Source organism: Lachnospira hominis (ex Liu et al. 2021) (genome assembly GCF_014287955.1).
Classification (GTDB): domain Bacteria; phylum Bacillota; class Clostridia; order Lachnospirales; family Lachnospiraceae; genus Lachnospira; species Lachnospira hominis.
Map to the genome: position 1 here is coordinate 133,631 of NZ_JACOPD010000001.1, position 26,559 is coordinate 160,189.

Below are 26,559 nucleotides of genomic sequence, written 5' to 3' on the forward strand. Positions count from 1 at the left end.
TCCGTTACTTTCTGTTTTTTTGTCCGTTATAGAATCTTTCAAGTTTGTTAAGTCTTGAAAAATATTTCTTCATTCCACTGCGTGAATGGTCGTACTTATATGCACTGACTGCACCAGAAATAACAGCGAACACAACAAGCATAATTACATAATATAAAGCCATCTTCTTTCCCATGGCTGCATAATCAAGACTGTTAATATCTGCGACAAGTTTTTCGACATCACACAATATATACATTAAAAAAACTATTATATATGCAAATGTCGTTGCTATTGTACTTTTCAATACGCTTAATGCAATATAATCACCTTTATAATATCTGGCATTCTTTAACATCTGCCTGCCCTGATTTTTTTCATATATTGCCATTTTTGTCATCATTTTTATTTTATTTTCGTTTAACACCAAATACCTCCATACTCACATTTCTGTGATTTTTGGTTTTACTTTCGACATTATAACACACCACCAGCTAATTGTATATTACAATTTGCGAATGACCGCCGCCCTTAGGCATTACTATTCTTATTTTTCTGTCATTTATTGTAAATGTTTTATCTGTTGTTGCTGTAGAATAGTTGTTCCAGATTTGCGATGCTCCTCCCGGAACAAGTCTTTGCAGTACCTGATTTATAACATTATCAAATCCCGAACTTCTCTGCATAATATATATAATTGCAACATTAGGCTGGGTTATTACCTCGCCGTAATAGTTGTTTCCTTCTTCATAAACGTATACATTACTCATCATATGGTTAAAACCAAGTGCCGGAAGACTCTCACCTATTGTGCTGCTTGTCTGTCCACCTGATGAGCCGTTATCTGTATTACCTGAATCCTGACTGCCTGAATTATTATTACCTCCGTTGTCCTGATTCTGATTGCCTGAATTATTACTGCCAGAATTATCTGACCATGTATTTTCTGATGAACCCGTATAGTCAGAGCCTGAATTCTGTCCGCCAGAAGCCGTCTGTCCACCTGATGTACCTGAAGTTCCCTGATAGCTGCTGCCATTTTCTGAACTGCCCTGATATGAAGATGAACCGCTGCCTGTTGCCTGTGTGCCTGTCCTGTTACCGGATGAACCTGACACAGTATATGAAGAATCATATGAATCAGCTATGAATACAGGAAGATTTTCTGATGAGCCTGTGGCAGCGTCTGTTATTCCTTCGATAACAACCGCATCCGATACTGTTCCCACAGTTGCCGTAAGAACTGCATTACCCGTGCCTTTTACTGTTACAATTCCATTTTCATCAACTGAAAAAACAGAATCATCACTACTGCTCCAGAGTAATGCTTTATCTGTATCTGATGGTGTAACAATGGCTGTCACTTTAAATCTTGTTCCGACAAGAACTGCACTGTCTTCAAATTCAATCTCTACCGTAGATGCAACACGTCCTCCATCTGATGATGCAGATGATTGACTTTTAACTTTTTTGTCAGAATCTTCAACGCTTACATCTGTTGTCGGTTTTTTATCATTTTTTGCACTATTAATACTATATGCCGTTAATATCAATATAATTACTAAAATTCCCGAAATAGCGGCTATAATATATTTTTTCTTGTCTTTACTAATCTTTCCAGCCATTGTTCTCCATCCGATTATAAGTTTAACTGATTATTATTAAAACATATTGTACTTATGTACTTATCACTGATTAAGTTTATTAATCGTCTGTGTAACCTCATCAAGAGCTTTTCTGATATTAACACTTACTACAGACATACCCTGTGCAAGTTTCTGTACTTCCTCTGCAACTACAGCAAATCCCTTACCTGCTTCGCCTGCTCTTGCAGCCTCTATACTTGCATTAAGGGCAAGTATCTTCTGTTTATGTCCAAATGACTCTATCTGTTTCGTATTATCATTGGCAACTTCAATCTGTTCTGCAGCATCTTTGATACCATTCTTCAGATTATCAAGTATTCTCTCACTGCGTGCTGATGAATAACAGGCTCTCACATACATGTTAATTACATCACCGAGAAGGTTAGCTGCCGCTTCAATCTCTTCTCTTGTCTTAACATTAACTTTTCCAAGTGCCTCAATGTACTTGTCCTGGTCAACGCCGATTTCATCAGCGACTTTTCTGAACTTATCCTCATCCGGATGTTCCGGGAGAACCTGTCCGCCTATTACGCTTCCAAGTACAGTTCCGTCATCAAGTGTAATCGGAATACCAAAATCAATAAGACCTGCATGACACGGATATACGCCTTTTCCTTCGCGGTCACACTTTTCACATCTTCTACGTCCTTCATTGCTTCCTCTTGTGAGTTTAATACAAAAGTCAGTAAAATTATAACACTCACTTATATACTTGCCGTCATCTCCGACTGCAACCGTCGCAAGTCCTGTGCTTTTCGCCCAATTACTCATAATTTCTTCAAATTTCTTCATGTCACAAAAATCTTGAATTCTCATAAAATCACCCCATTGGATTTATATTTTATTGTTATATTATAACTCTCTATTAATATAAACGCAACTTTTTGCTTAATCACTTATTATAAAACTACAGTTTTATTTTTCAAACGGACGATTCAATTCTTCACATCCTTCAAGTACAAATCTTCCGTTTCTGATTATATCGGTTCTTTTGCCGTCAATTTCAACCGCTGTTATGCTTCCAATTTCCTCATAAGGGATTGTTATATCAGTATGGCAGTTAAAATACGCTTTTTCCGGCTGTGTTTTTCTTAATGATGAAATCTCATTTTCTTTTGAAATAATTTCTTTTCCGTCAGGATTGTAAACCTTTATATCTTCAGCCCTTGAATAACATGTATCACCAAGTGCAAAATGCGGCCCCATCTTCTCTACTATAAGAATCGGAAGCTTATATACAATATCATATTTGTTTGCCATTACATATGCTGTTGTATTTGTTCCAATTGCGAACTCACCTATTGGCAGTGTCTCATGGTTATACAATACATTTTCCTTAAAAAACTCCCTGTTTTTTTCTTCGTCAGCAAAATTATCACATGTATAATCTGCGACCATTCCGTCTTTTAATGTAACTGAAAGATTTTTAAATTTTAAATCATTAAGATACACTTCACTTACATTGATTACGCCATTTGTTTTTGCAAGCACTGGTGAGGTAAACACTTCTCCAAGCGGTATATTTACATCAGCAAGGCAGTTTTCAAATACTGTCTGCTTTTCAGTGTTCGTCTTTTTCATAAGATTGACACATATATCTGTCTTATTGCCATTCATGCCTTTAACTTCTACATAATCAGCCTTATCGAGTGCATCAATAATATTTTTCTGGATTTTACAATACACATCATAGTCAAGCGTATTTATTTTAACAGTCTCATCAAATATTTTTTCGTAATCTTTTCCTATTTCAGGAATCGGATATGCAATTATTGTAAAACTGCGTTCCTCTCCTTTTATATAATTATTGACTATCTCTGAAGATTCCCTGTCATATTTTACTGATAATGCACGCTGTTTATCATCAAGTGTCATACACTCCGTCCTGTTTTCAGGTTCAAACGGCTCTTCCCCGAAAACTTCCATAACAGCAGGACCGCCGAATACTGATGCTTTCTCTTTATTTTTCTCATAGGCAAACTTTAATGCACCAATCTTTCTTTCTATAAATGCAGCATCCAGATATATTCCGTTATCAAACCTATGATCATATTCCATCTGTTTATTCGGACTTGTTCCATAATATCCTATTTTTATATGCATACGCTTGTTTATTGTATTAACTGCGGCACGGTATATTGTTGTTTTAAGCCCAATTTCTTCAAACTGCTTAATCTCCTCACGCACAAGACGCTCAAATCCCAGACAGTATCTTATATTAACTGTTTTCTTCCTGCTTATGTCTTTGCCAGTAAGCTCAAAACCTTTGCGGTATCCCTCTGTAAATGTATGTGCCATCGCACTAATCTTTTCGTCAGGAAGACTGTTAAGATATGTTGCAGTCATAATTTCATTATCTGTGATATATTCGCCAAATTTATAGAGATATCTTATGTCATCAAGATTTTCATTCATTATAATATCCGTTGCAAATGACAGTGAAGTATCTATCTGCTCACGGACTCTGTACTCAACAAAATCATCACTGTAATCACTTACATACCAGTATATTATATCTCTTAGCGATGTGCTGTCAGGTGTCTCTGATTCAAATGAACAGTAAATCTCAACAAAAAGCTCCATAAGCACTGTCATCTCTGCAATTCTTAATTCATATGCATATGCAATCATTCCTCTTAATTCAACATAAAGAAATGACAGCATCCTGCCATATTCAAGTCCCATCACCTTTACGGCATAAACAGGATTTGCATAGCTTTTGTCATAATTTTTTTCAAGTATATCTTCATATAATGATTTATTAAACTCTGAAAGCTGATTAAATGTATAATCTTCAAATTCATTATTTTTAACTTTGCCAAAAAGTTCCGTCATCGAAATAATAAACTCCGACATTTTGCAGAAATAATCGCTGAATCTGCCATCACTACACGCACCGCCGGCTGTTTTTATCTCTTTAATTCTTTCAGATGCCAATTCAAAACGTTCGATGAGATTATCGTCAAACAACTTTTACTGCCTCCTTAATGCATTTACTTTAAAAACCAAGACCCATGACAAATACTGCCATCATAAATACCGCTATGATACCGCATAACATTGAACCGATTTTTGATAATGTATAAAATTTATCATATTCTTTAAAACTTAATAATCCGATTACTGTCCCAATTACTGACAGCATAAGAGCCATAAGTCCAAGACTTCCCACTTCAAGTCCGGCTTCACCGCTCTTTTTAAATGCTACAAAAACACCGTAAAGCAGGCAGCTTAATGCAGCGACCCCCATTACGGTTGAAATTGTACCGCCAAGTGTCTGGCTCTTATCGGAAAATTTGTATTTATTAAATAATTTCATTCTTTTACCTTTTTCCCTGTTCTTTACTTTTTTTGTATGCTCTATTCATATTTTTATATATGCAGAAACACCAATACCCCAGAAGACCACCAAGCGTATTAAGTATAAGGTCGTCAACATCACAGCTGCCAACCTTCGATATAAGCTGGATAAGTTCTATTGACAGACTAAGAGAAAATGCAGTTATAAAAACCTTGAAAAACTTTATCTTATGTTCTGAAACAAGCGGCAGAAAAAATCCAAATGGCATAAATGCCACTACATTTCCTGCCAGATTGAGAATAACCGCATTAATCCCTATTTGTCTGTAATATATGATAAATCTTTTTATTTCTTTAAACGGCACAAGATTGTACCTGTAATTAACAGGTACATCTGCCCTTCCAAGCATCTCTGCAAAAAACACAAAATAAATAAGTGCCACAATATAGATTAAAAATGCACTCCATTTAAAAATACTTTTTATTTTTCTGTTTTTCATGCAGACCTCTTTATATAAGGCTGTCGGATTTGTGTGCAAGAAGTCTTGCACCATTAACTACAAGCATAACTCCTGCTGTAATACCAAACACAAGTGTGATAATTCCAAACGCAAGATTTGATGCTCCTATTCCTTTTACTTTTTTATATAACTTTTCGTCCATAACACTCCTCCTTGTTTTGCGAAGCAAAATCCGAACCCTTTGGTGAGGAGAGGATTTGCCTCCTTGTTTTGCGGAGCAAAATCCTGCTTATTTTACTCCGTACTCTTCATAATATTTGTCTATTGCAACTTTGATGTCATCATTAATAACAATTTCACCATTGCAAGGCTTGTTATAAAGATGCTCAACTACATCTGCCATGCTTACGATAGCACTTGTCTTAAATCCGTATCTTTCTTTAATTTCATCAAGTGCACTTACTTTGCCGCCAAGTCCTACTTCCATACGGTTAAGAGAAACCATAAGTCCGATAATTGTTACATCTGCTGCACCACGAACCTTAGGAACTGTCTCTTCCATTGATTTTCCTGATGTTGTAACATCTTCTATCATAATGACTCTGTCGCCATCCTGCAACTTGCTTCCGAGGAAGCCTCCCTTATCAGCGCCGTGGTCTTTTTCTTCTTTACGGTCAGAGCAATAACGCACTTCTTTTCCATAAAGTTTTGCATATGCAACTGCTGTTACAACACTGATTGGAATTCCTTTGTATGCAGGTCCGAAAAGCACATCAAAATCATCACCATATGTCTCATGAATTGCCTTTGCATAGTATTCACCAAGCTTCATAAGCTGTGTTCCTGTAACATATGCTCCCGCATTCATAAAAAACGGTGATTTTCTTCCGCTCTTTAATGTAAAATCGCCAAATTTTAAAACATGGCAATCAACCATAAAATCTATAAATTCCTGCTTATACTGTTCCATTTTATCTTAAAACCTCCTGTTTATAAGGCTTTCACGCCTTTATTATTGTCTCAAATTGCTTTACTACACACTTTTTACACACTTTACACCGCTTCCATCTTCCTCATCTCGTCAAACAAGGTATCATCTGTTACGTGACAATACAAATCCATTGTCAGCTGTAAGGAGCCATGTCCGAGAAGCTTCTGCACGCTCTTAGGCTGCATTCCGTTCTCGATTGCCCTTGTTGCAAAGGTGTGACGGAAACAATGAGGAGAGAACCTCTCAAATTCCGGGTGTTCCTTCTGAATTCGTCTCGTTGTTACATCCATACATTCCTGTACGATGAACTGCTGTGTAGGTCGATTGTTTCTGGTTACGAAAACCAGATTCTTGTATTCGTCCTGTGCTGTTTGTGCGTTCTTAAGCAGAATCTCCTGCCCGCGAACTCTTTGTTTTTTCAGAGCTTCCATAGCTCTTGTTGTTAAGGGAATGGTTCGCTTGCTGTTATGCGTCTTGGTATCATGCCATTCAAAGACATATTTGCCATCCTTGCGGAAATAGCATAAGGAACGTCTGACGTGTACAACCTTCTTTTCAAAGTCTACATCAGACCACTGAAGCCCCATCAACTCACCAATACGCATTCCTGTGTCGATTGCCACTACATATAAATTGTAGTAGAATGTGTCCTTCGCATAGCTAAAAAAAAGCTCCGTTTCACCTACCGTTAATACTCTACGTTCTTTCTTAACCTCTTTAGAAATCACAGTATTGATCTGCTTAGCAGAATTTTTGATAAGTAAATCAGAGTCTATTGCTTTCTCCAGCATATCGACCAGTATCTTTTTCGAATTCTTACGCTCATTGTCTGTTTCCAGTTCGTTAATCGCCTGCTGCATAATCAGTAAATTCAAGGATGTGAGTTTTCTCCATCCCAGAGCCTTCTGTATTCTGCGATAATGACCTGCGTATGTCTCCTTGGTGGAGTCTCTGCAATTCTTCTTGCAGGTATCCATCCAGATTTCATACCATTCGTCAAGCGTTACGTCCTTCGCAACAACATTGAGTGCCTTTTCATCCTCATACTGTTCGTTTCTAAGCTTCTGTCTTACCTCATTCAGCGTCTTTGCGTAAACCGTCTGCTTCTTGCCAAAACGATTCACGAATCTTCCCTGATAAAGACCATCCTTTCTCTGTGATAAGCCTTTACCTAATTCTTTACCATTAAGGGATTTACCCATTTATGCCTCCTTCCTAAGTGTAGAATAGGAAGGATTCCAAATATCGTCCCTATTCTACCATAAAACCTTACAATTATCAATCCGTTTCAAAAATTGAATTCTCATTTTGAAACTCCTCCGTGTTCTTATTTATGAAAGAATCTGATTCAGTAACCAGTGGTCTAATCTGCCCTTATGAGCATATAGTCTGTTACCGATTCTTACCGTGAAACCATTGGCCGGATTGGAAAGCAATTCTCTTGCTTTCGTCTGTCCAATACCAAGGTACTCACACATTTCCTTTACATTTAATAACGCTCTTGTATCAAGTTCTGTTTTCATGGTAGTCCTGCCTCCTCTCGTAATATTCTCATTAACCACCTTCTTTCCTACCCGCAATAAGCGGTTCCTAAAGTAAGATTGTTCCAGTACTCTTAGTTTGGTTTTCTACGTATCCACTGTCTGGATTCTTTAGCACCGATTTCTCACTACTGAAACCTGCCTGTGGGCCTCTCCTGCGCGAGATCATCTCCCACCCTTGACGGAAGTGTCTGTTCTTTGCTCCGCTTAAATTGCTTTAAGTATCATCGCAAAGTCCGTTGACTGTGAATACAACTCATGAAGTTTTCAATGTACAGTTAAAACATTTCAATATTCTTGTAGAACATAAGTTTGTTTTGTGTTATGATTGTTGTAGCCGATTTGCTTCATTTCTGATGCCGCCCGGCTACGTTTTGTAAGTTAATTGTAGTAAAATATAGAGAATAAAATAATTGACGGTCACTTGACCGCGACTTGACATAGAAACTTTTCAAAGAATGAAAATATAGAAAGACAGATAAGATAGATAGCGGGATTGATAAATCCTCTCTGAAAGGAGCACACAGATGAGAAACAGACTGACCTTCGCCAATGTGATTGGTGTATTATTGGAAAATAAAAAGAAAACCTACCCGCAGCACCAGCTTGTACGCAGTCTGTTCTCTGCATATCTGGATGATACTCTGACAGCTTCGGAATTAATCGCAGATGACACGACGATGTACAGCCGCTGGTGCAATGGCGCCCGCCCGATTCCTATAGATATCCTAAAGACTTATGAAGATGAGGATGAATGGGATACGATGGAGGATGATTTCAGAGATAAGATTATTCCGAACCTGTTGAACGAAGCACAGGCTCGAATCCAGATGGAGGAATTGATTACAGACAGTATAAAAACCATCGGGCAGGAAATGGCTGATGCACTGATTCAGGAGCCGGATAATGCAGCCTTTTTCTGCTCTGTGGTAAGATATGCGATTTTGAATGACCATAGCACAGGTGCGCTCTATTCTCCCGACCTTTCGGAAGTGATTCTTTGCAATAAGCTTCCCTCCTGCAATCAGGCATTCATTGGACGAAAGGATGAGATAAAAGCAATCGCATCCCATCTTTCCAATCAATCCGTCTTATTCATTACTGGTATGGCAGGCATTGGAAAAAGCGAAGTTGCCAAAGCCTATGCACAGACGAACCGTAAAAAGTACACCAATATCATTTATCTGTATTACACCGGTGATTTGAGAAAAGACATCGCAAACCTTACATTTGCAGATGATTCCGTAGAAATGAATGAGGAAGTCCGTTTTCAGAATCACTATAAGGTGATGCAGAGACTCCACACAGATACACTGCTGATTCTGGACAACTTCAATGTGCTTCCAAAGGACGAACCCTTCTTAAAGGAACTGATGAAGAATGATATGCAGCTATTGATTACCAGCAGATGCAAACTTAAGAATTATGATTCTATAGAAATAAAGGAATTGGATAAAGAAAAAGAACTGACAGAACTGTTCTACAAGCATTGTCCTTCTGCAAAACGTGATCCGGACAGTGTGTCTGCCATTATAGAAGAAGTGAACTGTCATACCCTGACTGTCTGCATGGCTGCTCTTACCTTAGAAGCCAGCGGCATGGAACCGGAAGAATTGTTACAGGAGCTGCGTTCCTGCGGTATCGGGCAGAACATGGAAGAAATCGAGGTATTCAAGGATGATGAATTCTCCTATGCCAGTATGATAGGACACCTTCGCATGTTGATGAAGCTTAATAGATTAAATGAGGACAGTATTGATATCCTCCGTAACCTCTCACTCCTGCCGGTATCAGGAGTTTATAAAAGTGCGTTCAAAATGTGGCTGGAACTGGATTCTCTCAAAAATGTTAATGAGCTGATACGCTATGGCATTATCAGTGAAGATACCGAAAATAAGACGATTGCACTCCATCCTCTCATTCAGGAAGTGGCAATCGCAGAGACCATTCCAACCGTATCAGACTGCCATGTGATGTTAAATCACCTGCATTTGATTTGCCTTGCTCACGGTCTGGATGTAAAAAGACCGGTGACTGTCATGGAATGTCTGAAAAGCATCAACAGACACATCATCCTAGATAACAGGGCTTACTATCTACTGTTCTTACAGGATATGTACCCTTACTTTGACAAATATCTGGATACCGATTATCTGTCGGAGCTGGTAGAACGTATAGAATATGTGATGAATCTTATGAATGATTCGGGCAAGTCGGATGAAACGAGTAAATCGTATAATTCAGATAAATCAGGCACACCAGATATTACGCAAGAAACCAACCACATTTCTGCCTGTGACAAAGCATTATTATTAGATTACAAAGCACAGCTTCTGTTCCCACGCAAGGAATATGATAATGCCATTAAGAAATATAAAAAGGCGATTGCCCTCATGGAAAATTACCATAAGACCAATACTGCGGATGCCCGTTCCGCCAATCTGCTTTCAAACCTGCACAACAACCTCTCTACAGCTTATCTGTTCCGGAAGAAACTGGAAGAAGCCGTATCAGAACTCAAGACAGCTTTCACAGTACGCAGGGAATATGCCAGTCTTGGATTGATAGAGAATAATGATACCCTGCAGCAGACACTCTCACTTGCTAACATGCTGGTGCAGAATAAGGAATATGATTCTGCTCTGGAAATTATTGATTTCTGTGAATCCACCATTGATGAAGTTATGGGTAGAAATAACCTTGATTATGGTATGTGCGAGTTCTATCGTGGTGTCATTGCTTATACCCGTTCTCAGCCTGTGATAGCAGAACAGCACCTGCTTAACGCAGATGCCGTCTTTCATGCTGTTATGAACGAGAACCCTGATAATGATTATTCCAAAAGTACTGCTCGTTATTTGTATAGTTTGTATATGAGATGGGGAAAGAAAGAGCTTGCGGAGCAATATAAAAAATACTAATCAGCACGCATTAGGTATTGCCATAACAATGATACATATAGTCAGAACACACCCAAATATCAGCATAACGGGTAACGAGGTCATAGAAAACTTGTAGGCTCGGCTGCTGTCCTTTGTTATCGATATTCGCAAGATAGCGCGGGGAGATATATAACTCGTCGCTTACTTTTTTGCGACTTTCTCCGTATTCGTTTCTCGCGGCTTTAATGGCAGCCCCGAAAGCCTTAAAATCATATATTGATACTGGTCTTTTTGCTATAATCATTCACCCTATTACATTTTACTGTTCCCCTTTCTATCTGTTTCTTTGTGCCTGTGCTTCCACCAAAGGATAAACGGAAGAAGCAGAACCAGCACCACTATTAAAAAAATGATTAAAAAGTAATCTCTCGTTCAGCTTCACTCCCTTTCCTCTTTCTTTAAATAAATAACTTATTTCATATTTACTATACATAAATTATAAATTATATATTATATATAATTTATTATCAATATTCCTATTAAATAATTATCTTGACAATGCAAGTACAATCACATTTTTCTGATATATCGTTATTACGTTTATAAATTTACAGAATTTTCCATTTTTTACATGACAAAATATTGACAATATGCTATGATGACTTATGTAAACCATTTATTTTTCAAAGAAAGTGAGGAATTGCCTATGCTAAAAAAACATTTTAAGAAACTTGTAAGTCTTGCACTTACTGCTGTTATGGTTATGGGAATGTCTGTAACAAGTTTTGCCGCAGAAACTGAAACAGAAATTCCTGCGTATTCAGTAACAGTAAATGAATACGATATCTATGTACAAACTCGCTGTGCAACGCAAGCGCAATTAGCAAGAAGCGGTATGGATAGTGATTCCATTGATGTAATAAAATCAAACGCTATTGAAACTAAACTATCCGAACTTTCAAACAAAAGTGAAAAAGAACTTTCACAACTTGGCTATACTTCGGAGCAAATTGATTTATTACAAAATTACAACGGCGAAAGAATTGAAACCAATGCCGAATTACGTGGCATTTTTGCGGATATGACCTGTAACTTTTACAAATATTCTGCAAGTACTTCTTCATTGGCAGTGAAAGTTATTTGGAATTGGAGCAACGTACCTGTTCTTGCTGGAGTTGCAATTAAGGATATTATAGGTATTAGATGGCAGGGGACAAACTCCTCTGGACAACCGCTGAATTTAGCCCTTAATACCAATGGTTCATCTTGTAAAATAAGTTATTACAGCCGTTCAGGCTCATATAAAAGTCGGAGTAGTGTATCCATATCAACCGATGACCCTTATGGACACGCCTACGCAAAAATACCAATGAGTGCTGGTACAGGAGATGCAGTCGGTGATTACTACGCAAAAAAAGGAACTTTAATCTTAAAAGTTGACCGTACTGGCTCAAATAGCATTAAAGAAGGCGCTTTTGTTTTCGGATACGGTCATACCATTGTTTCTGTCAGTCCTTCATTATCATTACCAGCTTCATTCGGCATTGGCTTTTCTGCAGGAGTTGAAACCATGTGTGAAGAAGCCATAAGAATGAACAATAGCGGAACAATAACAAAATATTAAAAAACAGAACATAAAAAAAGAGGGAGAAAATCTCCCTCTTTTTTATTTTTTTTGGTTAAAGAAAATTGTTAAACCGCTTGCAACTGCAACTGCAACTATGACACCAATTTCCGAAAATCCATTCAATAAATCATTTCCTATTGCTGCAAATACCAATCCAACAAATACTGTTATAATTGCTGTAAAAATAGCTTTCCACATAATAACATTCTCCTTTCGTAATCACCGTGATTAAATATACTCTAACTGCTTACCATTTCCATGTAAAAGTTCTTTCTCAATTTCTTCTTTCCCACGAATAACGCAAGCATAGGTTAGCACTTTGGGATTGTCCGTTGCAATTCCTACCTCTTTCCCGATACATTTCAGAATACAATAATAACTTTCGTTAAAATCTTCAATATCCGTAAATGAGGTTTCATAGTCAACACTTCCGTCTTCGTATTCCTTACGAATAATCGCATGGAAACGTCCTATCTGATACTTTCATCTACCACCACTCTCCTTTATCGTTGTAGTGCCACCATTCGCCGCTTTCATATTCGATACAAAGATACCCGTCCTTATCTATCCAAACCTTTGCTAAGCCACCCTCGTTCCAATGCTCACACGCTTTTTTATGGGCTTCTTTGTTTCCCACTCCGCTTTTGGTCTGCCTTTTGCCACTGGCTTCTCTGAACCCTCGCTTGCTCCTGCACCTATAATCGACTTAAACGCCGCTTCTTGGTCAAATTTTGCCTTTCCTGCCATTACTCTCTACCTCTCCTTTCAAAAATTCCTCTATAAAGGCTTTATAGTCCTCTGATACGGTGGACTTCTCCGCATACTCAAATATATCTGTTCTGTTTGCCTGTGCTTCCTCTACCGCTACCGCTGACCGAATATAGGTCTTATATATCGGTGCAGAAATGTACTCGCTCAACTGCTCCGTAAGTTCCTTTATCTGCTTGCTGATGTTTGCTCTCGGATTGAACCTTGTAAACAGAATACCCGTTATCTTTACATTCGGATTGCAGTACCGCTGTACGCTCTTTACTGTTTCGTTAAGCTGGTTAATTCCTGTTGTGGCAAATATGCCCGCTGTGGTCGGTATCAGAATATCACCTGCCACCGTAAATGCGTTTACGGTCAACACGCCCAAAGAGGGCGGCGTGTCTATAATAATATAATCATACTTTTCCGCTACGGGGGCAATAGCTTCTTTCAAACGGTGTTCCTTTCCCGTCTGTGATAACTCTTGCTCTGCTCCTACCAGCATAATGTTTGGTAATATATCATACCCGCCTTTCATACAAAAATCCATTAAAATTATAGCTCAAAATCATTTTATGTGCAATGGAGTTTTTCTTACCGAAAGTGAGTTTGAAAGGCAATCAAAGCCTTGTCATCTGCCACGCCCACGTCTACGAACCGGTGTGATTATCTGCTGTTCCGCTTGTGCTTTTAGCTGCTCCTCTGAAGAATGATTTCTGTTGTATTTCACACGATAATCATATTCCTCGGTAAAATCATCATATACAGACATCTTGTAACGCATACTCCGCATGGATTCTTCGGTATATCCCATTCTGTCCTGATACTTCTTTAGTTCTTCAATTCGGTCATCAGAAGGTGGCGGAAGAAGTTTAGCACGTTTTTCCAGAGAGAGCTTGCGGTATTCTGCTGGAGATGGAAACGGCTTATTTTGAACCGGCACCGTTGACGAATTGTTATCAAGTAATTCGTCTAACTCATCCTCATTATATGGTTCTGCGTCGGTTGAGTTATTTGTTGTGCCAAACTCAGTACTTACCGAGCCTGCGCCTGCATCAAGTCCCTGCCACTCTTTATTGAAGTCATCAAATGCAGCACCATAAAAGAAAGACTCGTCATTCTCCGGTATCTCATGTTTTTCCTGAAACTCGTCATATGCCTCATATACAGAAACATCCGGTTTTCTGGTCGGCTGTGACTCCTGTGTTGGTATCTGCTTTTTAGCCTTAGAAGCAGACTCCTTCACTTCCTCCTCATCCTCTTCCCATCTGGGATAATCCTTCATGGACTGACTGGAATGCTCGATGTCCTGCTCCTGCCTTGGATAATCAAACCAATCCTCTTTTTCCTTCTGTTTCATATACTCCCTGATGCCTGCAACCGTGAATCGCTTACCAAGCTTACTGCCTCGTACTGCCTTTACCTTGCCTCCATTACTGCTACGATAGGGAAGGGCATAGCTAATGGTATTACCTTTCAGCCTTACATTCATATGATAGGTTCTTTCTAACATATTCACCACATCATGGATGTTCTGCGTGGTCGGATCATTCATGGCAAGTCTGATATACACACGCATTTCATCCTTGAAAGAAAGTTTTCCCCTTTTCTGCATATGATTTTCCGCTAAGGTGCGTTCCTCCCTGGTCTTATCCGGATTGTAGAAGCTGTCACGGACAGAGTGTGTCAAGCCCCGGCTCCTGCACTGTTCTCCAAAATATTCCGACATTTCCACCAGCTCCTTCGGACCTCTCCGAAAGGAAGAACCATCCTTCTGATTACAGTTATTTACCAGAAAATGCACGTGAACATGCTCCGTATCCACATGAACCGCAAACAATACCTCAAATCCCTTTTTCCAGAAGAACTCACGAGCAAAGTCCTCTGCCATCTTGTAAGCCTCTGCATAAGTCAGCTTATCATTGTCCTCCGGATGAAAGGATATTGATAGCTTCTGTGCCAGAATGTCCCGCGGGAAGAACCGGCTATACTTCTTCTGATGCATTTTCCTTGTCATAAGGACACTGTTTGCAAAGTTATCCCGATTGCAGCCAAAAGCATTATATAACTCCGACTTTGTCTTGATAACACTGGAACTTAGCTGTTCCTTCTTCTTCCCCAGAATATAATCTGCAGCACTGTGAAGCTGTGCCACAGACTTGCATGGAGCATATTTTACATTGACATTTCCATATACTGCCATCTAACTCACCACCTTTTCATATAGTTTTAATACTGAGTCTTCCAACCGCCGGAATACTCTCTGGAACGGTTCAAATGCTGTCATGGATATCAAATCCGGATAGGCATTGATATTCCTTGCCAGCTGGTTGATATTGACTCCCTGCTTTTTCAGTTCGTAGCAGACCTCATTCATGACCTCCATAAACTGCTTTAATGTTGTCCCGTCAATCTGCCTGCCCTTGTTGCCCCGGAGCAGATAGTCGATGAAATCAGCGGAAGTCTTATATCCGCTCTCCTTCATCTGTGATTCAAATTCCTGTTTTACACGGTAATCCACACGAGAATAGATTACCTCGTCTCTTGTTCGTTTCCCCATAGTGTCCTCCTTCTTTTTATCTGTAAAAAAAGCCACAAAACTCATTGGTTGAATTGGCATTGCTGCCTTTTCTTCCAATTGTTTCATGGCTTCATTTTTTGGTATTTTCAGTTATTGTGTTTTGGCTACGATTGCACCGGATTATGGCTACATACTAATAGAAATTGTGGTCTGCACCGGTAAATTGCAGTGTCATGCCCCTGTTGTGGTTCTACTGTTGCTCTGCTTTGTAGCCATTTGGTTGCAGATGTTGTCTAAACTGTATCTGTTATAGCTATACTGTCCATAAGAACCGCTATCATCTGCATCCGTCTTGGTATTTCTTCGTAGCCTTTGTGTAAGCGATGCTTCGTCAGCAGGGCACATCATCCCCACAGGTCTGCCTGACGGAAAAAAGACTCCGTCAGACAGACAAAAGCAGCCCTTCGCTTACCGCTTCGGACTGCTTTTTTTCACATCTCTACTACTTATTGAAATCTTCTATTCCCTTTCCGATGTGGTGGGGATGATATAGGCAGGTAGTACCGCTGGCTTGCCAACTCGTCAAAAATAAAATCAGGGTCCCCTCCGGTACCCTGATTTTATTTCCGCCTCATTGTCTGCGCCATCGGTGCTACCTGCTCATGGGCTACGCCCCCGAGACCCCCAGACAGAAAGACACACCATCTACAAAGGGGATGGTGTGTCTTTCTGTCTTTACTGCAATTGTACCCGGGAATGTAGCCGATGTTTACTTGGATAATTGAATTGATTATCATCGGCTATATCCTTCTTGCTTCTACCCTCATTACAAAACAATAGAATTCTTTCTGTAATATCAGTCTGTTAGACTTGGGGGGGGTGACTTGGGGGGGACTTGGGTGTTACCCACCCCAAGTCATTATCCCTCTTTATGATTCGTTTTCTTCTGTTTCTATATCCAGCCTCTGTAAAATATCATATATCACACCAGAATCGTTTAATAAGCTTATAGCAAAACATTTCTTTCCTGCATCTTTTAATGATGCACCAATGTGATACGCTTTTTTGTCATCAATGATTAAAAACCTGTCATGAAATACACCTGTGTAGTTCACTTCAAGTTTGGGATACTGTTGATTGAAAGTTTCAATATCTTTTTCTGACAATCTGGTTTTTCTAACTGTGTAAATCGTTACCGATACATTCTCTTTCTTCTTGGACAGAATATTTAAAGTTCCCACATCGACATAATTATCGACCAATACAAGACTTTTCGTTGCACTAGCTACCAGATCTATCAGTAAGCTAAACGCATCATATATCTGTCCATCAAAAAAGATTTTCTGCTGTGATTCTTCGTGGTCAGAAATATATGCAAATACTTTATCAAATTTCTCATTTGTTTCATTTTGATAAGTTATCTGTCTTTCTTCTATTGCATTCATGCGATCATACAAAAGTGACGTGTTTGCCATATATTTACGCATTTCAACAAATGTTTCCATTATCCTAATACTGACTTGTATTGCAATATCACTCCTCAGCACCGCAGAAAGCATTGCAATACCTTGTTCTGTAAAAACATATGGCAGATATCTTCTTCCACCTCTCCCTTCTTTTGAGGTCACAAATTGTGACCTCAAAGAGTCGTACTCTTCCTTTTTTAGTTGAAACCTGAAATTCTCAGGAAATCTTTCAATATTTCTTTTTACAGCCTGATTAAAAGTTTTTGTTTCAACTTGATACAAAATTGCCAAGTCACTATCGAGCATTACCTGTTTTCCTCTAATAACATATATAAGACTCTGAATATGACTCACTTCCATAACCCTATCCTTTACATCTGAATTTACGTCAATCAATTCACTATTATCTTTTGCCATCGAATCCTCCAATCCATTTTTGAAGTCGCAAATTGCGACTTCAAGTCTACAATCTGTGTACTCATTCTGAGGTCACAAACTGTGACCTCAAACAGTATCATCGTGTTCCTTCTTGTTTTGCTTCCCAAATTGCTGTTCATACATAATCTGATACTTTTTCAACCGTGGAATATACTCAGGAGGCTTTCTTCGACCCGCTTCCCACTCTTCCACCGTTCGAAGTGGTATCTGAACCTTTATCTCACACACTCATTGTGTGGTTAATTATATCATGCCACTTCTTCTTTTATCAATTGAAAATCAACACGAATCCATAATTTACACACCAAACGAGTAATCCAGAAACTCATTCTCTTCTGGCTCCGACAGTTCTTGCTTTACAACTTCTATCGGTTGTTCACTGCCCTGTATCGGTTCCGTAACTAGCTTTACCCCCACCGATGCCTCAGCTCCCGGATTTCCCTGCTGATACGGATAAGGCATTATCCCACCAGCCTGCAGTCCCGCCTGAAAAAATGCCTGCTGTTGCATCTGATACATGGCTGCAAGTGCCGGAAGATTTGAAAGAAGCTTCTGCTCCACAGTCTGCACCAGTCTGTCTGCAAAGGCATCTTCCTTTTCCCGACTCTCCAGATATGGATCGTTTTTCTTGGCAAGATGCCTTTCATAATAATCATTAATCGCAGCCACCACAAAAGCATTCTGCGACTTAAAGTCCTGTTCCACTTCAGCGGAATGCAGGCGTTCCCACGCCTGCACGCCTCCCTCATCCGTCATATTGAAACGGATGTTGTGATTCCTGTAGTGCTTTGTCATATTGCCTCACCTACCTTCTGCCTGCTCTTTCCTAATGTCTTAAAAGCATATAGCAGTAATACTCATAGCCCTTTGCATTAGCACGGATATCATTGTTAAAGACTGTATTTTCAGGATTGTACTCGCCGAAATTTTCAACCAGCCTTGCTCCGCCACCCATGAAGTAAACCTTCATCAGCTTCTCATTATATTCATGGTCACGAAGCTTCTGAAAAATCTCCTCCACATAGTCACAAATAGCCTTTTCCACGAGTGATGCATGGGGATCCGGCAGTTCAATCTTTCCGCTACGGAGAATATTATCAATTACATCATCCATAAGATTGTCTCCCGTTTTGTCCTGCACCATATTGTGAATCTTCTGAAAGCACTGGAACACACCAAGCTTCTCGGTCCATGCCTTGCTTTCCATTGGTCTACCGTTATTCAGATACATCAGATTCATGGTACCGTTTCCAATATCTGCAAGAAGCGTTACACCTGCAAAATCCTTCAGATTCTCTGTCACTGCCGAGTAACACTGCGGCATAACCGTACATCCTGCAAACTCAATACAATAAAGTCTGTCCTTATAGCCGACCTCCACACTGCTGTTTCTAAGCATATATCTCTTAAAGTCCTCCCTCTGTGCCTGCACCCATTTCAGAGGAAGCCCAACTGCAAGATGAATCCTTTCTTCCCTCTCCAATGACATAATATCCACCATCGTACTCGATATAATCTCTGCTTAACACAGGTGCGCTGTCATACTTTGCAATTGCTGTCTTAAAGCATCTTCTGGCTGTTTTCATATTTCCGTAGCCATTATCCACACCGATAATCAGTGCTCCGTTCATACTGTATTCTCTAATCTTCCCTGTCATATAATCCTCTCTTTCTCCGGCATCTGTGCCGGTAACCAAAATAAAAAAGTCCATGCATCTGTATCTCTACAAACACATGGACGAATCAACTGCCACTCTTGATATTTAGCGTATCCTTCCTACGAATTACTACACACTTTACTACACACTTTTTTCATCAAATTACACCATTTTATGATAAGTTACGATAGTTTCCTCTCAAATTAAAAATGCCCTCAAAGCCTGTAAAATCAAGCATTTGAGGGCATTCACAAGGGTTAAGATAAAGGAGCAGGTAGGAAATCAATAAATTCCTGCTTGTACTGCTCCATTGTATCTTAAACCTCCTGTTTACGTGAATTCTTTATTATTAATAACTCATGTACTATTTTACACAGCCTGTTATTTCCGCTATATCTTTAATTCCATTTTTTTTCATAAATGACTGTATTCCTTCAATCACCTTGATGGTTGTCATAGGGTCGTTGAAATTAGCTGTTCCAACTGCAACCATCGTTGCACCTGCCATTATGAACTCTAATGCATCTTCGGCACTTGCAATTCCACCCATTCCAATTATCGGAATGTTTACCGCATTGGCAACCTGATATACCATTCTTACGGCAACCGGCTTAATTGCAGGACCTGAAAGACCGCCTGTTTTATTAGCAACCGCAAATGTACGTCTGTTGATATCAATCTTCATGCCTGTAAGCGTATTTATAAGTGATACAGCATCTGCACCGCCGGCTTCAACAGCCTTTGCCATCTCTGTAATATCTGTTACATTAGGACTTAATTTCATTATTATAGGTTTTTTTGATACCTTTTTAACGGCACTTGTTATCTCCATTGCTGACTCAGCTCTCTGTCCAAATGCAATTCCGCCCTCTTTTACATTCGGGCATGATATATTAATTTCAAGCATGTCAACAGGTGCTTCTGAAAGTTTTTCAACAGCATCAATGTAATCTTCTTTGCTCTTTCCGCAGACATTTACAATGATTTTCGTATCATATTTTTTAAGAAATGGAATGTCTCTTGTTAAAAATGTATCAAGCCCTGGATTCTGAAGTCCGATTGCATTAATCATCCCACCGTACGTTTCTGCTATTCGTGGAGTTGGATTGCCAGGCCATGGCACATTAGCAACACCTTTTGTTGTCACAGCACCAAGTCTGTTAAGGTCAACATATTCACTGTATTCCATGCCTGAACCAAATGTTCCGGAAGCAACCGTAACCGGATTTTTAAATGTAACACCGGCAATATTTACTGACATATTTACTGATTCTGCTGGCATTATATCTCCACCTCCTTAGCATTAAATACAGGACCTTCTTTGCAAACCCTCTTATTATGGACTTTTGAATGATCATCAATATCTTTTGATTTGCATACGCATGCAAGACATGCACCGATTCCGCATGCCATTTTTTCTTCTAATGAAATATAACACTCAATATTATTTTCGAGAGCATAGGCTTTTATCGCACGAAGCATTGGCATTGGTCCGCAGGCGTATATAACATCACCCTTAATATTATGTGCTTTCACAGCATCAAGAACATTTCCTTTTGTTCCACAGCTTCCGTCTTCTGTCGCAATTGTAACTGTTCCGTATTTTTCAAATTCTTCATTAAGAAACAGCTCATCTTTGTATCCAAGAACTATCTGTTTTTTGCAGTTTAGCTGTTTTGCAAGTTCAAGCATAGGCGGAATTCCGATACCACCACCGAAAATTATTGCATCTTTTGAAGCATATGTTGCATTGACATCATATCCATTGCCGAGAGGTCCCTGAATTGAGAGGCTCTCTCCTTCTTTCATTGATGAAAATTCTTTTGTTCCCGCACCAACTGTTCTATATACAATTCTTAACTTGTTATCGACTATTGCACATATACTGATTGGACGTGGAAGAAGCCTTGAACCGTCAGCACTGTATACTGATATAAACTGTCCCGGTTTTGCTGCCTTTGCAATATCTGATGTCTCAAACCATATCTCATATACCCCGATCCCAAGACAGCCTGTTTTTATTATCTTAGCATTTTCTCTAAATGACATAAGAAATTCTCCTCATTAATTATCTTTTATTTAAAGCTCCATTAATATCATTAATCATGTCTATTGCTGCCTGTCTTGAAGCATCAGCAAAGTTTGCCTCACCAAACTTAGCATATTCTTCTTTTGCATATGCTGCAATAATTCCTCTTGAGCTGTTTACTATGGCACCGAGACCGTCTTCATTAAAGAAATGCACTAAATCTTCTGCCTTTCCACCCTGGGCACCATATCCTGGAACGAGGATGAATGACTTAGGCATGACTTTTCTTAAAACTTTACCCATCTCAGGATATGTAGCTCCTACAACTGCTCCTACATAGCTGTAATCATCGCCCATGCACTGCATAGCCCACTCATTTACTTTTTCACCGACATGTTCATAAAGAGGTCTGCCATCGATAAGTCTGTCCTGAAATTCTCCACTTGAAGGATTTGATGTCTTAACAAGTATAAATATTCCTTTTTTCTCCTCCTTGCATACTTTGAGGAAAGGATTAATTCCATCTGAACCAAGATATGGATTAACTGTTGCAAAGTCTTCATCAAATGCAGCTATCTCTTTATTTCCAACCTTAACTTTGCCAAGATGAGCAACAGCATATGCCTCTGATGTTGAGCCGATATCCCCCCTCTTGACATCACCGATTACAACCATATCTTTTTCATGGCAGTAATCTACAGTCTTCTTAAATGCAATCATTCCCGGAATACCAAACTGCTCATACATTGCAACCTGTGGTTTTACCGCAGGAACTATATCATATATATTATCAATGATAGCTTTGTTGAACTGCCATATAGCTTCTGCTGCGCCCTCAAGTGTCTCTCCATATTCTTTAAATGCAGCATCCTGAAGATGTTTTGGGACAAATTTCATCATAGGATCAAGTCCCACTACTACAGGTGCATTCTGCTTCTTAATCTTGTCTACTAACTTGTTAATCATCGTCTAATAAATCCTTTCAATATATATTAAAGTTTAGGAACATCTTTATCTACAATACATTCACAGCCCGGTCTGTAAGAATATACTGTCTTTCCACCGGCTATTGTATAACGTACCCTTCCTTTTACAGTCTTTCCGTTAAATGGTGTATTTTTACCCATTGAAGCAAACATTGAACTGTCAATAACATATTCGTCTGCAGGGTCGATAATTGTTATATCTGCCGGTCTCCCCTCAAGAAGCGTTCCCCTGTCACTCTTTATAATCTGAGCCGGTGTGTAACTCATTCTTTCTGCCATCTGAAGCGGCGTCAAAACGCCTTTATCAACAAGCTCTGTAATTGTGAGTGCTACAGATGTCTCAAGTCCTGTAATCCCAAATGGTGCATCGACAAATGAACGCTCTTTTTCAGTCTTGTGATGTGGTGCATGGTCTGTTGAAATGCAATCCATTATTCCTGATGATAATCCCTCTTTTAACTCATCCACATCTTCCTGTTTTCTGAGTGGCGGATTCATCTTAAAATTAGCATCATCGCTTGTAATTGCGTCTTCTGTAAGCGTAAAATGATGTGGTGTAACCTCAGCTGTTACCTGAAGTCCCTCTTTCTTTGCAAGTTCAACCATTCTTACACTGTCTTTTGTTGAACAATGGCATAAATGCAATCTGGCACCTGTATTTTTTGCAAGAAGAATATCTCTTGCAACAATTACATCCTCAACAGCATTCATAATGCCATAAAATCCCATCTCTTTTGCTTTCTCACCGGCATTCATGACGCCTCTTGCAACAAGATTCTTATCCTCACAGTGGGCAAACACAGGTATGTCAACTTCTGCGGCAAGTCTCATAGCTTGTCTTGCAACTCTGGCATTCATAACAGACTTGCCATCCTCACTTACAGCAACAGCTCCGTTTTCTTTGAGTTTTTCAAAGTCTGTAATATATTCTCCATCCTGTCCGGCTGTTATTGCAGCAATCGGAAGTACATTAATATCTGTAACTTCTTTTGCCTTATCAATTATATATCTTACCATCTCAACGCTGTCAATAGCAGGCTTAGTATTAGGCATGGCACAAACCGTTGTAAATCCACCTCTTGCAGCTGCTCTCGCACCTGTACGGATTGTCTCTTTATGCTCAAAACCAGGCTCCCTGAAATGGACATGTAAATCTATAAGTCCCGGCATTACAAACATCCCGTCTGCGTCAATAACATTTTCTGCATCATCTGTAATATTTTCTGCCACTTTAAGGATAACACCATCCTCAAAAAGAACATCCTTTACAGCATCTGTTTTGCTGGCAGGGTCTAATACCCTTCCTCCCTTAATTAACGTTTTCATTATCCTCTCCTTCCCGACACAACAATCTATTGTATCCTATTTATTATCATTCAGTACTTTTCCAAGATATTCAAATTCAAACTGGTTTGCCGGAACCGGCTTGCCAAAGTAATATCCCTGAATATAATTAACACCTATCTTCTTTAAAAGATTATATTGTTCAATATCCTCGATACCCTCAACAACAATCTGTGTTCCGATTGTCTTTGACAAATCAACAATAAGCTTTACAAAAGCCTGTGCATATTCATCTTCAACTATATCATCAATAAATGTTTTATCCACTTTTATAATATTGAGCGGAAGCTGTTTTATATAATTAAGCGATGAATATCCTGTTCCGAAATCATCAAGTGCGATTCTTGGACCGAGTGCCTTTAAACCGGAAATAATTTTAAGGACTCTTTCCATATCATTTATTGCAAATGACTCTGTTATCTCAAGAACTATATTTCTCGGATTAACACCTGTCCTGCTTAATATACGTCCGACATTCTCAACAACATTCTGCTGAAGCAGCTGTACTACGGACAGATTGACATTAATATGAAAATCCTTGTATCCTTTGTCATTCCATATCTTACACTGCCTGCATGCTTCTTCCAGCACATAATCTCCTATATCTGTTATAAGTCCGAGGTATTCAGCAAGCGGTATAAAATCCCCTGGTCCCATAAATCCGAGTGCTTTACTGTCCCATCGTACAAGTGCCTCACATGACATACATTTTTTGGTAACAGTATCAACAACCGGCTGGTAAAATACTACAAATTCATGAATCTGTGATGCAACCGCCTGCCTCATATTATTTTCTATATCAAGTCTCTGGACCGTATTGTGATTCTTGCTTCCGTCATAGAAATTATATCTGTTCTTTCCGCTTCTCTTGGCATCATACATTGCCATATCTGCCATTTTAACTATTTCATGCACGTCATCGCTGTTATCAGGAAATGTTGCAACACCCATGCTCATTGTACAGAAATATTCCGTTCCTCTCAGATACCATGGCCTGTTAAATAATGCAACGACATTTTTTATGATTTTGGAAATTCCGATAAACTGTTCAGGCTTTACTATTACAACAAATTCATCTCCGCCCATTCTGTAACAGTGTCCACGAAGCCCCGGAATCCCCTGCAATCCGGCTGCTATCTGCTGTAATAACAAATCGCCATACTGGTGTCCCAACCCGTCATTGATATGTTTAAAATCATCAAGGTCAATAAACATTAATGCACCTTTCTGATTGGAACATACTGCATCACGGATAATATTTCTCAGGTCAAGTTCACACTTCATTCTGTTATAAAGTCCTGTGAGAAAATCATTATTTGCCTGATATTCTATCTTCTGCTGATTCTTCTTTTTCTGCGTTATATCAACAGCTGTGCATACAATAACAGCACTTCCGTCTATCCATGTCAGGTCAGAAAACTTAATTTCAAACCACAGACCTGATTCCGGATCATAATGTTCTATCGGTCTTTCTGTCTCTGTCTCTTCATCGTTTTCCGGCTTCTTGGCATTATCCTGTCTTATAACTCTTTCTTTTACGCACTTTTGTATTGTACGTCTTACTTCATCAGTCTTTCTTGCCACGTCATTTTCAAAATAAATCTCATCGCCGTGCTTATCAAAGACCATTATTCCTGAGCCGATACTGCTCAAAATATCCCTTAATACTTCGTAAGATGACAATAACGAATTATTAGTAACCTTCTTTTGTGCTATGCTCTGTATTATCCTTGATACATCCCTGATAAACTGCATTCTCACTTTATCGAAGCAAAGCTCATTACGGACATCAAATACAGCAAAATACATGGCACACGAATCATTGATAAATATAGGTACTACTACGCTTGACCTTACTCCGAATGCCTCAAGTGCATATTTTTCTTCTTCACTACATCTGCCTGTTGCACAACATTTTAACTCATCACTGCCTATCAAAAACTTTGATTTTGGTATATTGTTTATTTTAAGAGGCAGTTCGCCTTCACCGGCATAACTTATAACTGTATTAATCAGTTTACCATCTGTGCTTACCTGAAGCACTGCCGCATGTGAAGTACAAAGATATCTCTCTGCTTCTCTGAGTATTTTTTCAACAATCTCTGCAAATGTCTCATCAGATTCAAGCAATGAAACTATATTTGTCATCACTTCATCCTTCATAATATAATTATCCACTATACTACACTCAAACCTTCTTTTTTAAATTATGTAAGCAACCAATGTCACCAACTATGGTTTCTGTATCTTATTATATATTATTTTATCATCTTTGCAAACACCTTGTATAAAATTAAATATAATGTTATTATATCAAAGTGCATTTTTATGGGCGTTATATATTACATTTCATTTATTAAAGGATGGTTTTTTCATGGATTATATAAAATATAAGACTACACTTAAAGCAAGCGGTGATGAATACAAAAAAATTGTTTTCTGGAACAGATTTGTAAGAAATCCTGTCGAGACTATTTTAACATGGACACCTGCCGCCATAACAATTGTTCTTATTGTACTGGGATTTCTCAATACGTACCTGGCAGTTATATATGCGGCATGCTGGGCATACCCGATTTATATATTTTTCTTCCAGTTCAAAAGCAGTGTTAATTATCACTTAAAAAACCGCGAGGCTTCTGAGAGTGCTCCATGTACAATTACACTTATGGATTCGGGAATTCTCGCTGAAATTCCTGACTATGACAAGACACTCAACTATGAATGGGATTCATTTACTACTATATATAAAAAATTCGGTTACTATATGCTTTTTGAAAATTCAAAAATGACTGTTATGCTTCGTGAAGCTGACATTCCTGAAAACCAGCGTAATGCAGCCTCTGATTTTATAAAAAGCCATGTTGATATGAATAAATGCAAAGTTTTATTTTAAAATTATATTGAAGACATGTTTTAGTAAAGACATGCAAAAAACGG

28 protein-coding genes and 2 pseudogenes are annotated in these 26,559 nt (G+C 38.9%); 3 read left to right on the forward strand and 27 right to left on the reverse strand.

Annotated elements, in window-relative coordinates:
- Positions 1-4 precede the first annotated feature (4 nt).
- The 11 genes and pseudogenes from H8S01_RS00565 to H8S01_RS00610 all read right to left on the reverse strand — a co-directional run bounded on the left by H8S01_RS00565 (position 5) and on the right by H8S01_RS00610 (position 7,900).
- Complete coding sequence (locus tag H8S01_RS00565; protein WP_021866875.1) at positions 5-406, reverse strand: hypothetical protein; 402 nt, start codon at positions 404-406, stop codon at positions 5-7.
- Between the two features lie 67 nt (positions 407-473).
- On the reverse strand, positions 474-1,604 hold the full coding sequence (locus tag H8S01_RS00570) for an Ig-like domain-containing protein (protein WP_186835823.1): 1,131 nt from the start codon (positions 1,602-1,604) through the stop codon (positions 474-476).
- A gap of 63 nt (positions 1,605-1,667) precedes the next feature.
- Positions 1,668-1,985 (reverse strand): methyl-accepting chemotaxis protein, encoded by a 318-nt coding sequence (locus tag H8S01_RS13950; RefSeq protein ID WP_243204181.1) that lies wholly within the window; start codon positions 1,983-1,985, stop codon positions 1,668-1,670.
- A 39-nt stretch (positions 1,986-2,024) separates the two neighbouring features.
- Positions 2,025-2,441 (reverse strand): annotated as a pseudogene (locus H8S01_RS13955) (PocR ligand-binding domain-containing protein); the annotation flags it as partial.
- A gap of 99 nt (positions 2,442-2,540) precedes the next feature.
- On the reverse strand, positions 2,541-4,595 hold the full coding sequence (locus H8S01_RS00580) for an aminopeptidase (RefSeq protein WP_186835825.1): 2,055 nt from the start codon (positions 4,593-4,595) through the stop codon (positions 2,541-2,543).
- A gap of 28 nt (positions 4,596-4,623) precedes the next feature.
- Positions 4,624-4,944 (reverse strand): DUF6142 family protein, encoded by a 321-nt coding sequence (locus tag H8S01_RS00585; RefSeq protein ID WP_021866871.1) that lies wholly within the window; start codon positions 4,942-4,944, stop codon positions 4,624-4,626.
- Positions 4,945-4,948: 4 nt separating this feature from the next.
- Entirely contained in the window at positions 4,949-5,425 is a 477-nt protein-coding gene (locus H8S01_RS00590; RefSeq protein WP_021866870.1) for a VanZ family protein, read from the reverse strand.
- 10 nt (positions 5,426-5,435) lie between these two features.
- Positions 5,436-5,588: a hypothetical protein gene (locus H8S01_RS00595; RefSeq protein WP_021866869.1), complete on the reverse strand. Its 153-nt coding sequence runs from the start codon at positions 5,586-5,588 to the stop codon at positions 5,436-5,438.
- An 87-nt stretch (positions 5,589-5,675) separates the two neighbouring features.
- Positions 5,676-6,356 carry an orotate phosphoribosyltransferase gene (gene pyrE / locus H8S01_RS00600; RefSeq protein WP_186835826.1) on the reverse strand — a complete coding sequence of 227 codons (681 nt, stop codon included), beginning with the start codon at positions 6,354-6,356 and terminating at the stop codon, positions 5,676-5,678.
- Positions 6,357-6,439: 83 nt separating this feature from the next.
- Entirely contained in the window at positions 6,440-7,579 is a 1,140-nt protein-coding gene (locus tag H8S01_RS00605) for a tyrosine-type recombinase/integrase (protein ID WP_008120472.1), read from the reverse strand.
- A gap of 129 nt (positions 7,580-7,708) precedes the next feature.
- A complete protein-coding gene (locus H8S01_RS00610) occupies positions 7,709-7,900 on the reverse strand; it encodes an excisionase (protein WP_015568191.1) in 192 nt (63 codons plus the stop codon).
- A 545-nt stretch (positions 7,901-8,445) separates the two neighbouring features.
- Between H8S01_RS00610 and H8S01_RS00615 the strand changes: the two genes are divergently transcribed.
- The gene (locus H8S01_RS00615) at positions 8,446-10,839 is read left to right on the forward strand and encodes an ATP-binding protein (protein WP_186835827.1); all 2,394 of its coding nucleotides are present in this window, start codon (positions 8,446-8,448) and stop codon (positions 10,837-10,839) included.
- A 64-nt stretch (positions 10,840-10,903) separates the two neighbouring features.
- On the opposite strand, the pseudogene H8S01_RS00620 reads toward H8S01_RS00615, so the two are convergent.
- A pseudogene (locus H8S01_RS00620) lies at positions 10,904-11,098 on the reverse strand (transcriptional regulator); the annotation flags it as partial.
- Positions 11,099-11,455: 357 nt separating this feature from the next.
- Here H8S01_RS00620 and H8S01_RS00625 point away from each other — a divergent pair.
- Positions 11,456-12,424 carry a hypothetical protein gene (locus tag H8S01_RS00625; protein WP_243204159.1) on the forward strand — a complete coding sequence of 323 codons (969 nt, stop codon included), beginning with the start codon at positions 11,456-11,458 and terminating at the stop codon, positions 12,422-12,424.
- 42 nt (positions 12,425-12,466) lie between these two features.
- Here the strand turns inward: H8S01_RS00625 and H8S01_RS00630 are convergent, their stop codons facing one another.
- From H8S01_RS00630 to H8S01_RS00695, 15 genes are all read right to left on the reverse strand, one after another.
- Positions 12,467-12,625, reverse strand: a complete 159-nt coding sequence (locus tag H8S01_RS00630; RefSeq protein WP_118375276.1) for a binding-protein-dependent transport permease — start codon at positions 12,623-12,625, stop codon at positions 12,467-12,469.
- A 381-nt stretch (positions 12,626-13,006) separates the two neighbouring features.
- Complete coding sequence (locus H8S01_RS00635) at positions 13,007-13,174, reverse strand: hypothetical protein (protein ID WP_008120476.1); 168 nt, start codon at positions 13,172-13,174, stop codon at positions 13,007-13,009.
- A complete protein-coding gene (locus H8S01_RS00640) occupies positions 13,152-13,715 on the reverse strand; it encodes a ParA family protein (RefSeq protein WP_243204160.1) in 564 nt (187 codons plus the stop codon). Before H8S01_RS00640 ends, H8S01_RS00635 begins: the two co-directional genes overlap by 23 nt.
- 93 nt (positions 13,716-13,808) lie before the next feature.
- Complete coding sequence (locus H8S01_RS00645) at positions 13,809-15,380, reverse strand: relaxase/mobilization nuclease domain-containing protein (protein WP_008120479.1); 1,572 nt, start codon at positions 15,378-15,380, stop codon at positions 13,809-13,811.
- Entirely contained in the window at positions 15,381-15,737 is a 357-nt protein-coding gene (gene mobC / locus H8S01_RS00650; protein WP_022292457.1) for a plasmid mobilization relaxosome protein MobC, read from the reverse strand.
- Positions 15,738-15,929: 192 nt separating this feature from the next.
- On the reverse strand, positions 15,930-16,112 hold the full coding sequence (locus H8S01_RS00655) for a hypothetical protein (protein ID WP_151202271.1): 183 nt from the start codon (positions 16,110-16,112) through the stop codon (positions 15,930-15,932).
- A 515-nt stretch (positions 16,113-16,627) separates the two neighbouring features.
- On the reverse strand, positions 16,628-17,581 hold the full coding sequence (locus H8S01_RS00660) for an ORF6N domain-containing protein (RefSeq protein ID WP_008120482.1): 954 nt from the start codon (positions 17,579-17,581) through the stop codon (positions 16,628-16,630).
- 318 nt (positions 17,582-17,899) lie between these two features.
- On the reverse strand, positions 17,900-18,274 hold the full coding sequence (locus H8S01_RS13960; protein WP_243204161.1) for a hypothetical protein: 375 nt from the start codon (positions 18,272-18,274) through the stop codon (positions 17,900-17,902).
- Positions 18,275-18,428: 154 nt separating this feature from the next.
- On the reverse strand, positions 18,429-19,091 hold the full coding sequence (locus tag H8S01_RS00670; RefSeq protein WP_243204162.1) for a ParM/StbA family protein: 663 nt from the start codon (positions 19,089-19,091) through the stop codon (positions 18,429-18,431).
- Positions 19,009-19,314 carry a hypothetical protein gene (locus H8S01_RS13965; RefSeq protein WP_243204163.1) on the reverse strand — a complete coding sequence of 102 codons (306 nt, stop codon included), beginning with the start codon at positions 19,312-19,314 and terminating at the stop codon, positions 19,009-19,011. Before H8S01_RS13965 ends, H8S01_RS00670 begins: the two co-directional genes overlap by 83 nt.
- Before the next feature lie 310 nt (positions 19,315-19,624).
- Positions 19,625-20,542 carry a dihydroorotate dehydrogenase gene (locus H8S01_RS00675; RefSeq protein ID WP_186835829.1) on the reverse strand — a complete coding sequence of 306 codons (918 nt, stop codon included), beginning with the start codon at positions 20,540-20,542 and terminating at the stop codon, positions 19,625-19,627.
- Positions 20,542-21,309, reverse strand: a complete 768-nt coding sequence (locus H8S01_RS00680) for a dihydroorotate dehydrogenase electron transfer subunit (RefSeq protein ID WP_186835830.1) — start codon at positions 21,307-21,309, stop codon at positions 20,542-20,544. The genes H8S01_RS00675 and H8S01_RS00680 overlap by 1 nt, the downstream gene beginning before the upstream one ends.
- A gap of 19 nt (positions 21,310-21,328) precedes the next feature.
- On the reverse strand, positions 21,329-22,255 hold the full coding sequence (gene pyrF / locus H8S01_RS00685; protein ID WP_021866865.1) for an orotidine-5'-phosphate decarboxylase: 927 nt from the start codon (positions 22,253-22,255) through the stop codon (positions 21,329-21,331).
- 26 nt (positions 22,256-22,281) lie between these two features.
- Entirely contained in the window at positions 22,282-23,601 is a 1,320-nt protein-coding gene (locus H8S01_RS00690) for a dihydroorotase (RefSeq protein ID WP_021866864.1), read from the reverse strand.
- A gap of 36 nt (positions 23,602-23,637) precedes the next feature.
- Positions 23,638-25,782, reverse strand: coding sequence for an EAL domain-containing protein (locus H8S01_RS00695; RefSeq protein WP_186835831.1), 2,145 nt, complete (start codon positions 25,780-25,782; stop codon positions 23,638-23,640).
- A 211-nt stretch (positions 25,783-25,993) separates the two neighbouring features.
- On the opposite strand from H8S01_RS00695, the gene H8S01_RS00700 reads away from it, so the two are divergent.
- On the forward strand, positions 25,994-26,515 hold the full coding sequence (locus H8S01_RS00700) for a hypothetical protein (RefSeq protein WP_021866862.1): 522 nt from the start codon (positions 25,994-25,996) through the stop codon (positions 26,513-26,515).
- The last annotated feature ends 44 nt before the right edge of the window (positions 26,516-26,559 follow it).

Excerpts from the sequence above, each read along its gene's own strand:
- H8S01_RS00610 (WP_015568191.1), bottom strand. The coding sequence starts at position 7,900 with ATGAAAACAGAACTTGATACAAGAGCGTTATTAAATGTAAAGGAAATG.
- H8S01_RS00675 (WP_186835829.1), bottom strand. The coding sequence starts at position 20,542 with ATGCCAGCAGAATCAGTAAATATGTCAGTAAATATTGCCGGTGTTACA.
- H8S01_RS13965 (WP_243204163.1), bottom strand. The coding sequence starts at position 19,314 with ATGGACTTTTTTATTTTGGTTACCGGCACAGATGCCGGAGAAAGAGAG.
- H8S01_RS00585 (WP_021866871.1), bottom strand. The coding sequence starts at position 4,944 with ATGAAATTATTTAATAAATACAAATTTTCCGATAAGAGCCAGACACTT.
- H8S01_RS00595 (WP_021866869.1), bottom strand. The coding sequence starts at position 5,588 with ATGGACGAAAAGTTATATAAAAAAGTAAAAGGAATAGGAGCATCAAAT.
- H8S01_RS00615 (WP_186835827.1), top strand. The coding sequence starts at position 8,446 with ATGAGAAACAGACTGACCTTCGCCAATGTGATTGGTGTATTATTGGAA.
- H8S01_RS00605 (WP_008120472.1), bottom strand. The coding sequence starts at position 7,579 with ATGGGTAAATCCCTTAATGGTAAAGAATTAGGTAAAGGCTTATCACAG.
- H8S01_RS00640 (WP_243204160.1), bottom strand. The coding sequence starts at position 13,715 with ATGAAAGGCGGGTATGATATATTACCAAACATTATGCTGGTAGGAGCA.
- pyrF (WP_021866865.1), bottom strand. The coding sequence starts at position 22,255 with ATGATTAACAAGTTAGTAGACAAGATTAAGAAGCAGAATGCACCTGTA.
- H8S01_RS00690 (WP_021866864.1), bottom strand. The coding sequence starts at position 23,601 with ATGAAAACGTTAATTAAGGGAGGAAGGGTATTAGACCCTGCCAGCAAA.
- H8S01_RS00700 (WP_021866862.1), top strand. The coding sequence starts at position 25,994 with ATGGATTATATAAAATATAAGACTACACTTAAAGCAAGCGGTGATGAA.
- H8S01_RS00570 (WP_186835823.1), bottom strand. The coding sequence starts at position 1,604 with ATGGCTGGAAAGATTAGTAAAGACAAGAAAAAATATATTATAGCCGCT.
- pyrE (WP_186835826.1), bottom strand. The coding sequence starts at position 6,356 with ATGGAACAGTATAAGCAGGAATTTATAGATTTTATGGTTGATTGCCAT.
- H8S01_RS13950 (WP_243204181.1), bottom strand. The coding sequence starts at position 1,985 with ATGTATGTGAGAGCCTGTTATTCATCAGCACGCAGTGAGAGAATACTT.
- mobC (WP_022292457.1), bottom strand. The coding sequence starts at position 15,737 with ATGGGGAAACGAACAAGAGACGAGGTAATCTATTCTCGTGTGGATTAC.
- H8S01_RS00625 (WP_243204159.1), top strand. The coding sequence starts at position 11,456 with ATGATGACTTATGTAAACCATTTATTTTTCAAAGAAAGTGAGGAATTG.
- H8S01_RS00680 (WP_186835830.1), bottom strand. The coding sequence starts at position 21,309 with ATGTCATTTAGAGAAAATGCTAAGATAATAAAAACAGGCTGTCTTGGG.
- H8S01_RS00635 (WP_008120476.1), bottom strand. The coding sequence starts at position 13,174 with ATGGCAGGAAAGGCAAAATTTGACCAAGAAGCGGCGTTTAAGTCGATT.
- H8S01_RS00590 (WP_021866870.1), bottom strand. The coding sequence starts at position 5,425 with ATGAAAAACAGAAAAATAAAAAGTATTTTTAAATGGAGTGCATTTTTA.
- H8S01_RS00630 (WP_118375276.1), bottom strand. The coding sequence starts at position 12,625 with ATGTGGAAAGCTATTTTTACAGCAATTATAACAGTATTTGTTGGATTG.
- H8S01_RS00660 (WP_008120482.1), bottom strand. The coding sequence starts at position 17,581 with ATGGCAAAAGATAATAGTGAATTGATTGACGTAAATTCAGATGTAAAG.
- H8S01_RS00670 (WP_243204162.1), bottom strand. The coding sequence starts at position 19,091 with ATGTCATTGGAGAGGGAAGAAAGGATTCATCTTGCAGTTGGGCTTCCT.
- H8S01_RS00645 (WP_008120479.1), bottom strand. The coding sequence starts at position 15,380 with ATGGCAGTATATGGAAATGTCAATGTAAAATATGCTCCATGCAAGTCT.
- H8S01_RS00695 (WP_186835831.1), bottom strand. The coding sequence starts at position 25,782 with ATGAAGGATGAAGTGATGACAAATATAGTTTCATTGCTTGAATCTGAT.